The sequence below is a fragment of the Chamaesiphon sp. OTE_20_metabat_361 genome (assembly GCF_031364565.1).
This window is the reverse complement of record NZ_JANLWO010000133.1, coordinates 1-7,103: the sequence shown is the minus strand read 5'-3', so window position 1 is coordinate 7,103 and position 7,103 is coordinate 1. Positions and strand designations below refer to the sequence as shown.

The 7,103-nt window shown below is 43.5% G+C and carries 8 protein-coding genes; all 8 read left to right on the top strand.

The window, feature by feature from the left end; all coding sequences use genetic code 11:
• Positions 1-1,146 (top strand): TaqI-like C-terminal specificity domain-containing protein (locus tag RMO35_RS03780; protein ID WP_309738662.1); only part of this gene is annotated, 1,146 nt, incomplete at its 5' end.
• Between the two features lie 27 nt (positions 1,147-1,173).
• Positions 1,174-1,422, top strand: coding sequence for a hypothetical protein (locus tag RMO35_RS03775; protein WP_309738660.1), 249 nt, complete (start codon positions 1,174-1,176; stop codon positions 1,420-1,422).
• The gene (locus tag RMO35_RS03770) at positions 1,410-1,844 is read left to right on the top strand and encodes a PIN domain-containing protein (protein WP_309738658.1); all 435 of its coding nucleotides are present in this window, start codon (positions 1,410-1,412) and stop codon (positions 1,842-1,844) included. Before RMO35_RS03775 ends, RMO35_RS03770 begins: the two co-directional genes overlap by 13 nt.
• A 164-nt stretch (positions 1,845-2,008) precedes the next feature.
• Positions 2,009-2,362 (top strand): endonuclease domain-containing protein, encoded by a 354-nt coding sequence (locus RMO35_RS03765; RefSeq protein ID WP_309738657.1) that lies wholly within the window; start codon positions 2,009-2,011, stop codon positions 2,360-2,362.
• A gap of 184 nt (positions 2,363-2,546) precedes the next feature.
• Positions 2,547-5,471, top strand: coding sequence for a phospholipase D-like domain-containing protein (locus RMO35_RS03760; RefSeq protein WP_309738655.1), 2,925 nt, complete (start codon positions 2,547-2,549; stop codon positions 5,469-5,471).
• 136 nt (positions 5,472-5,607) lie between these two features.
• Positions 5,608-5,790, top strand: coding sequence for a hypothetical protein (locus tag RMO35_RS03755; RefSeq protein ID WP_309738653.1), 183 nt, complete (start codon positions 5,608-5,610; stop codon positions 5,788-5,790).
• A gap of 595 nt (positions 5,791-6,385) precedes the next feature.
• Positions 6,386-6,664, top strand: a complete 279-nt coding sequence (locus tag RMO35_RS03750; protein ID WP_309738651.1) for a DUF1816 domain-containing protein — start codon at positions 6,386-6,388, stop codon at positions 6,662-6,664.
• A gap of 2 nt (positions 6,665-6,666) precedes the next feature.
• The coding region (locus RMO35_RS03745; protein WP_309738650.1) for a pyridoxamine 5'-phosphate oxidase family protein at positions 6,667-7,103 on the top strand (437 nt) is incomplete at its 3' end.

Below are 7,103 nucleotides of genomic sequence, written 5' to 3'. Positions count from 1 at the left end.
AAGTTGCGTGAATATATTGCTAAGGCTTGTCAGATTCATAGCATTACAGATTTTGGAGATTTACGCATATTCAAAGAAGCTTCAGTCTCAACAGCTATTTTTATTGGACAACGTATTGCAAAATCTAACTCTAACGTTATTTTCACTCAAGTAAAATCCTTGAATTTACAGAATTTAAATGTTAAAGATGTTATCACTCAGGATGGGAGTGTTTTGCCTCACAATGCCATTATAGGTGAAAACTGGTTGTTAACAGATAATATTACGGCAAAGCGAATCAATCAGATGGAGTCTGCAAGTATTCCTCTAAGTAAATATGTTAATGGAGAAATATATTACGGAGTTAAAACAGGTTTTAATCAGGCTTTTAGTATTGATGAAAATATTCGCGTTAAGTTAATATCTGAAAATCCAGCAAGTGAGGAGATCATAAAGCCATTATTGGAGGGTAAAGACGTTGACAAGTGGAATATTAAATATAAAGACAGATATTTACTTTATATGTATTATGGCATAGATATTAAAAAATTAGATGCTGTCATTAGTTATCTAAAACCATACCGTCAACAGTTAGAAAAGAGAGCTACCAATCAAGAATGGTATGAGCTACAGCAACCCCAGATGAAATACTCTACTGCATTCGATAAGCCCAAAATAATTTATCCAGATATATGTCAAACATCTCGATTTGCTTTTGATGATAAAGGAGCATTTACTAGAGATACGACTTTTGTTATTCCCAAGAATGACATGTATTTGTTAGGCGTGCTAAATTCTACTCATGTATGGAAATACTTGAGAGATACTTGTTTGGATTTAGGTCAAAGTCTAAGATTAAAAAACATTTATATGAGTAAGATCCCAATTCCCAAAGCTAGTGAAATAGAGCGGAAGGCGATATCCAAACTGGTGCAAAAATGTCTAGATGCTAAAGGTGTTGGCTGTGAGGCATGGGAGCGGGAGATTGATGAGATTGTGGCGGGGCTGTATGGATTTGCGTCAGAAACTCCACCACTGGATGCGAAAACTTTGGGTTTTGGTAAAGGGATACAACACGAGCCAAAAGTAGCTGTATTGACTGGCAAAACTAGAAAATCAAAGCAACCAGCCAACACTAGCGCGTTGATAGAGAGCGATCTTAACTAAAATTGAAGTAGATTCGAGGAAAATCAGATGCAGTCAGCTTTACATATCACCACCACCATCCAACCTGGCAACAAAATCGAACTTCAAATTCCCGATGGCGGCATCGGCGACACTGTAGAAGTCTTCGTGATTTTAGCCGATAAAGCCACCACACCACCACAGATCCGACAGTCAATTCTCGCGACGATCGATACCATTCACAGCCAGCAGCCCAGCCGCACGGCGGCAGAAATCGAACAACAGATTCAAGAGGCTCGCGACGGATGGGAGAACTAAATTTACCCATTGGGAGCAGCGTCTATATCGACACGCCGATTTTGATTTATACCCTCGAAAATCATCCCGATTTTTATCCATTGCTAAAACCACTGTGGGCAAAGTTTGGAAATAGTGAGATTTCGATTTTTACTAGCGAACTAATCATTACTGAGGCATTAGTATCACCCTTACGCAGTGGCGATGTCAGATCGATCTCTAATTACGAGCAGCTAATTTTCCATGCTGGTATTAACTTAATCCCAATCGATCGAAATATTCTACTCGCGGCTACCAATCTTCGCGCCAAGTATCGCATCAAAACCCCAGACGCAATTCATGCAGCAACGTCACTATCGCTGGGTTGTCATCGATTTATCACTAACGATAAAGGTTTCCGCAATATCGCGGGGTTGCCCGTCTTGATTCTTAGTGAAATCTAGAAGGAGTTCTCGCCTATGTTGGGCGATCGATCTTGACTGGCTCCGGCGGGGATTTAATCCCCCAACCCCCTTAAAAAGGGGGCTATGAGAGCCAGTCCGAAAGCCCCCTTCCCAAAGGGGTTGGGGGATTCCACCAATTTCGCTTTTTACAATAAAAGTAAAAAATGCCAACTTTTCACTTACCGTACAATCACAATCTCATCGAACTCGCTCGACAAATGCGGAAGAATCCTACTCCTGCTGAGAGAAAGCTGTGGGAAGAATATCTACACAATCTACCAGTGAGAATACTGCGCCAAAAACCGATCGACAGATTTATTGTGGACTTTTACTGTGCATCTGTAAAACTCGCGATCGAGCTTGATGGGCAACAGCATTATACGGAGGAAGGGATGACTTATGACATGGAGAGAACTGCGGTTTTGGCAGGTTATGGGATTAAAGTTATCAGATTTAGCAATCAGGAAGTGATGAATGATTTTGAGAACGTATGCAAACAAATCACCGACTCACTCTAATCAAAGTCCCCCTTTCCAAGGGGGATTTAGGGGGATTCTCCACTAGCACCAAAAACGATCGATCTTCTCCTGCTCCGGCCGAGATCTAATCCCCCAAACCCCCTTAAAAAGGGGGCTAAGAGCCAGATCCGAAAGCCCCCTTCCCAAGGGGGTTGGGGGATTCCACACCACACACAAAACCACCATGTCAGACATCATCGACAACCGCGATCGACATCTCGCCGAACAGATCCGCACCAACCTCGATTCCTCCACCGCCGCTCACTTCGCCGTCGGTTACTTCTTCCTCTCTGGTTTTACCGCCATCGCCGACAAACTCCCCCACATCAAACACCTGCGGCTGCTCATCGGTAACACCACCAACCGCCAAACGATCGAACAAATTGCCCAAGGCTATCAACAATTAGAACTCATCGAAGATCGCCTCGACGCGCAAACATATCCCAACCACCAAGCCCTCGTCACCGACAACTCCAAACAGGTACGCTCTCAACTCGAATTGATGGAGCAAAGTGATGAATCCGAAACATTGGTGAAAAATCTCGTCCAGACGATCGAAGAAAAACGCCTCGAAGTCAAGGTTTACACCAAAGGAGTATTACACGCCAAAGCCTACATCTTTGACTATGGTGACATCTTTGATGGTAAAGGTAAAAAACTCGATCGCAGCGAACAGGGCATCGCGATCGTGGGTTCTTCCAATCTCACCCTGTCTGGACTCAATAATAATACCGAACTCAACGTCGTCATTCACGGTAATGACAACCATCAACAGCTTACCAACTGGTTCGATGAACTGTGGGATGTAGCCGAAGACTTTGATGCGGTGTTGATGCAGGAAATGAAACAGTCTTGGGTAATGAATATCGCCACGCCCTATGACGTGTACATGAAAACCCTCTATCATCTAGTCCGCGATAGGTTAGAACTCGCACCAGTAGACATCATCATCGATCCCAACGACATCAGCAAACAACTCGCCGAATTCCAAACCAGAGCCGTCCAAAACGCGATTCAAAACATTCAAAACTATGGCGGTGCCTTTGTTTCCGACGTTGTGGGCTTAGGTAAAAGCTATATCGGAGCCGCGATCGTTAAATGGATGGAACAACACGAACGCGCTCGTACCCTGATTATCTGTCCGCCACCATTGATAGAAATGTGGGAAAGATACAATGAAAAGTATCAACTCAATGCGCGGGTACTCTCAATGGGAATGCTCAAAAGCGATGATGAGCATGGTTTACGCACCTTACTCGAAGACGAAAAGTATAAACATCGCGACTTTGTACTAGTTGATGAAAGCCATCACCTCCGCAATTATGGCACCCAACGATATAAAGTCTTGCAAGCATATCTAGCCGCTGGCGACAAGCGGTGCTGTTTTCTCACAGCTACACCCCGCAATAAAAGTGCTAAGGATATTTATCACCAAATCAAACTATTTCACCAAACCGATATTACCAACCTCCCGATCGATCCACCCGATCTCAAGCAGTATTTTCAGATGGTGGAAAAAGGCGATCGCAATCTCCCCGATCTGCTCTCACACATCCTGATTCGCCGCACCCGCAGTCATATTCTCCGCTTCTATGGATTGGACTCGGAAACCAACTTATCGATCGCCAGTAGCCCCCACATCAACGAATATTTATCCGGTCAACGTAAAGCCTATATTCTCGTCGGTGGTAGACACCAATACTTCCCCAAACGACGGCTAGAAACGATCGAATACAGCATTGAAGACACCTACAACGGACTATATCAACAGCTTCGCCAGTATCTCGGTAAATCCAACAAACAAAAATCGCTCAGAACTCTCACCAACACCCTCTGTTATGCCCGTTATGGCTTGGGTAACTATGTTTTGGCTGCCAAGCAGCAACAAGAGCCATACAAAGGACTCCAGACCGCTGGAGCCAATCTCCGAGGTTTAATCCGAGTCCTATTATTCAAACGATTTGAATCCAGCGTCTATGCCTTTCAACAGACGATCGATCGAATGATTCTCGCTCACAATCGTTTTTTAATTGGACTTCAGGAAGGGATTATCCCCGCTGGCAAAGATGCCCAAGTTATTCTCAACGATGAGGAAGCGGCTGGTGAAGATGAGTTAGACATCATCGAGGCACTGCGATCTGTATCTGGTAAGTATGACATCGAAGATTTCGATCGAGCAAAGCTCACCAAACATATCGCTCACGATCTGAAGATTCTCAAACAGATTCACCAATTAGTCGCCCCTATCACCCCCGCCCAAGATGCCAAGCTGCAAACCCTCAAACAGTGGTTAGCCAAACCCGATATTCAGGGTAAAAAGCAGATTATTTTTACTCAGTATGCAGACACAGCCCAATATCTGTACAACCAAATTACCGAGAATAGCCAGTTAGATTTATTCGATCTAGAACCAGTCCCATTAATCGATCTCACCGATGCTGAAGAAATGCTCCGCCAACTCCAACAACATAATCCTGCTGAGTTCGATCGCATTGTCAATTTACCCAACGGTATCCGCACAGCCAAATTAGCCCAAGAAACGGGTACATTTGTCTTCTGTGAATCCAGTAATATTAACGATCCAAGTGAGAAGAGATATCCACAGCTATTATTGCTCGATCGATCTGGTGAAATTATCAGCCGTGATATTTCCAAGATTCTATCGATTATTGCTACCAAAGAAGATACACCAACAACACTATTACCCCAAACTCATAATCAAACTGTTACCCAAACTCTCCGCCGATTTAGTAAAGAGGTGAAAATCCGTCAATCGGAACAGCGTAATGTTAAACTCACTCCTGCTCAGAACTATATTTTGAAAGAGCTAGGAAAATTATTTAAAGACAATGCGGAAGAAGATCTGCAATCGACTATTAACGAACTCATCAAAACTGTAAGATCTATCCATAATCCGATCGTTCTACAAGAGTTAAAAAACATCAAAAATAATGGTTTCACCGGAAAGCCATTGCTAAACAAACTAATTTATTTGTATCAGCAGTACGATCTTAAAGCTCAAACAAATTCTAGATCGGAGTCAACAAGAGATCGATCGATCTCTAAAATTATCTGTAGCAGTACATTACAAGGATTGGGTAAAAGCTAATTTTTCGCTGAACCCATAAGATGCTGTGTTTGGATAGCCGCCGTGAGTGTATAGAGATCTAGGACTGAAAAAACTCACAAGTTTCTCATTATTACCATCTAATCTTGAGAAATAGCCAGCGATGGAGAGTTAGATTATGAACGCACCTATCGATTCCGAACGAAGCACCGAAAAAGTTTATGCTGAGTTTGCAATGGGGATCGATAGGTATAATCCGATCGAGACATCACCAGCAGAGTCATTACCAGCGCGATCGAGTAGCATAGATTCATTATTCATATTACCCTCCGCTCCCCAAGCTGAAGTTAGAAATTATTGACTCATTTCTATAACTTGAGATTATTAGATCGAGATGAGGAACTTGTGAAGACGATCCAAGCTAATTTCCACACAAGTTCCTTAGATTTGAGTCATATAGTGGAAGTTGAGTCCCATCTAGCTACCGCAGGGCGTTCCCATGCCGTTGGCGTAGCCTGCCGGAGGCAATCGACAACAATCACAAAAACGAGCGACCCAAACGCTGGATTCCGAATATTGCCCGAGTTAAGTATGTTCTAGTTTCATTCTGGTTGATGAGCGACTCGTACTGAGCGACAGCAGTTGGCATAGCCTGCCGTAAGCACAGTATAGCCGTTGGCGTAGCCTCGCCTTTGGCGACATCACAACCCAACCGACAGATCCTTGCACTGAGCTAATTTCCGCTAAGTTTCTTGAAAGAGGCTCCGCTAACGATCCTGTCGCTGATGTGCAAATTGCAGCCATTAGTAATGGCTTACATTTACAACATCTACACAAAAACTCACGCTAAAAGAACGAACGCTATGACATTAAGTAATGAACCTTTTCTATCTATCTACCCAACTCTTCATCCGAACGATCGCCTTCCCCTAAGCTCGTTCATAGCTCATCTACATTTGAATAATAAACTATTAACAAAGGTCTTAAATCTTTGGACTTATACTCTAAATGCTTGCCGTCAAGCTTGGTGGATCGAAATTTTTACAGAACACCCCAAATGCACATACTATTTTGGGCCATTTGCAGGTGCAGAGGAAGCACATGTGGCAAGCAAAGGCTTTGTGGAAGATCTCGAAAGAGAATTTGCCCAAGGCATCAAAATCAAAATTGACAGGCATTCTCAACCAGATTTATTAACTATCGAACATGACACTTTCAACTCATTAGGAGCATAATTATGTTAGATATCGACGAAATGAGTTCTAAAGAAATCTACGAACTATTACACAAAGTGGGGTATGGACATCTTGGTTTCACCCATGAAGGGAAACCCTACGTGATGCCGATGCACTACTACCTTGAAGGTGAAGAAATTTACATGTTCACCACTGAAGGAATGAAGACACATGACATCGATGCTAGTCCACAAGTCTGTCTCCAAGTCGAAGAAATTGTTAACGATCCCCTGCATTGGCGCAGCGTAATTATCAGCGGACAAGCCAAACGGCTGACCGAACAGCCAGAGATATCGCGGATTTGGCAACTCATCAAAGAGATTAATCCCACACTTTCACCCGCTCTCAATCGGACTTGGATCGATTCTTGGGGACGAGCCGAAGTAGTTGCCATCTATCGGGTGTATCCCAGTGAAATGAGCGGACGCACGACTGATGG

Bases quoted from the DNA above. Each gene is read 5' to 3' on its own strand.
- RMO35_RS03775 (WP_309738660.1), top strand. From the start codon at position 1,174: ATGCAGTCAGCTTTACATATCACCACCACCATCCAACCTGGCAACAAA.
- RMO35_RS03770 (WP_309738658.1), top strand. From the start codon at position 1,410: ATGGGAGAACTAAATTTACCCATTGGGAGCAGCGTCTATATCGACACG.
- RMO35_RS03765 (WP_309738657.1), top strand. From the start codon at position 2,009: ATGCCAACTTTTCACTTACCGTACAATCACAATCTCATCGAACTCGCT.
- RMO35_RS03760 (WP_309738655.1), top strand. From the start codon at position 2,547: ATGTCAGACATCATCGACAACCGCGATCGACATCTCGCCGAACAGATC.
- RMO35_RS03755 (WP_309738653.1), top strand. From the start codon at position 5,608: ATGAACGCACCTATCGATTCCGAACGAAGCACCGAAAAAGTTTATGCT.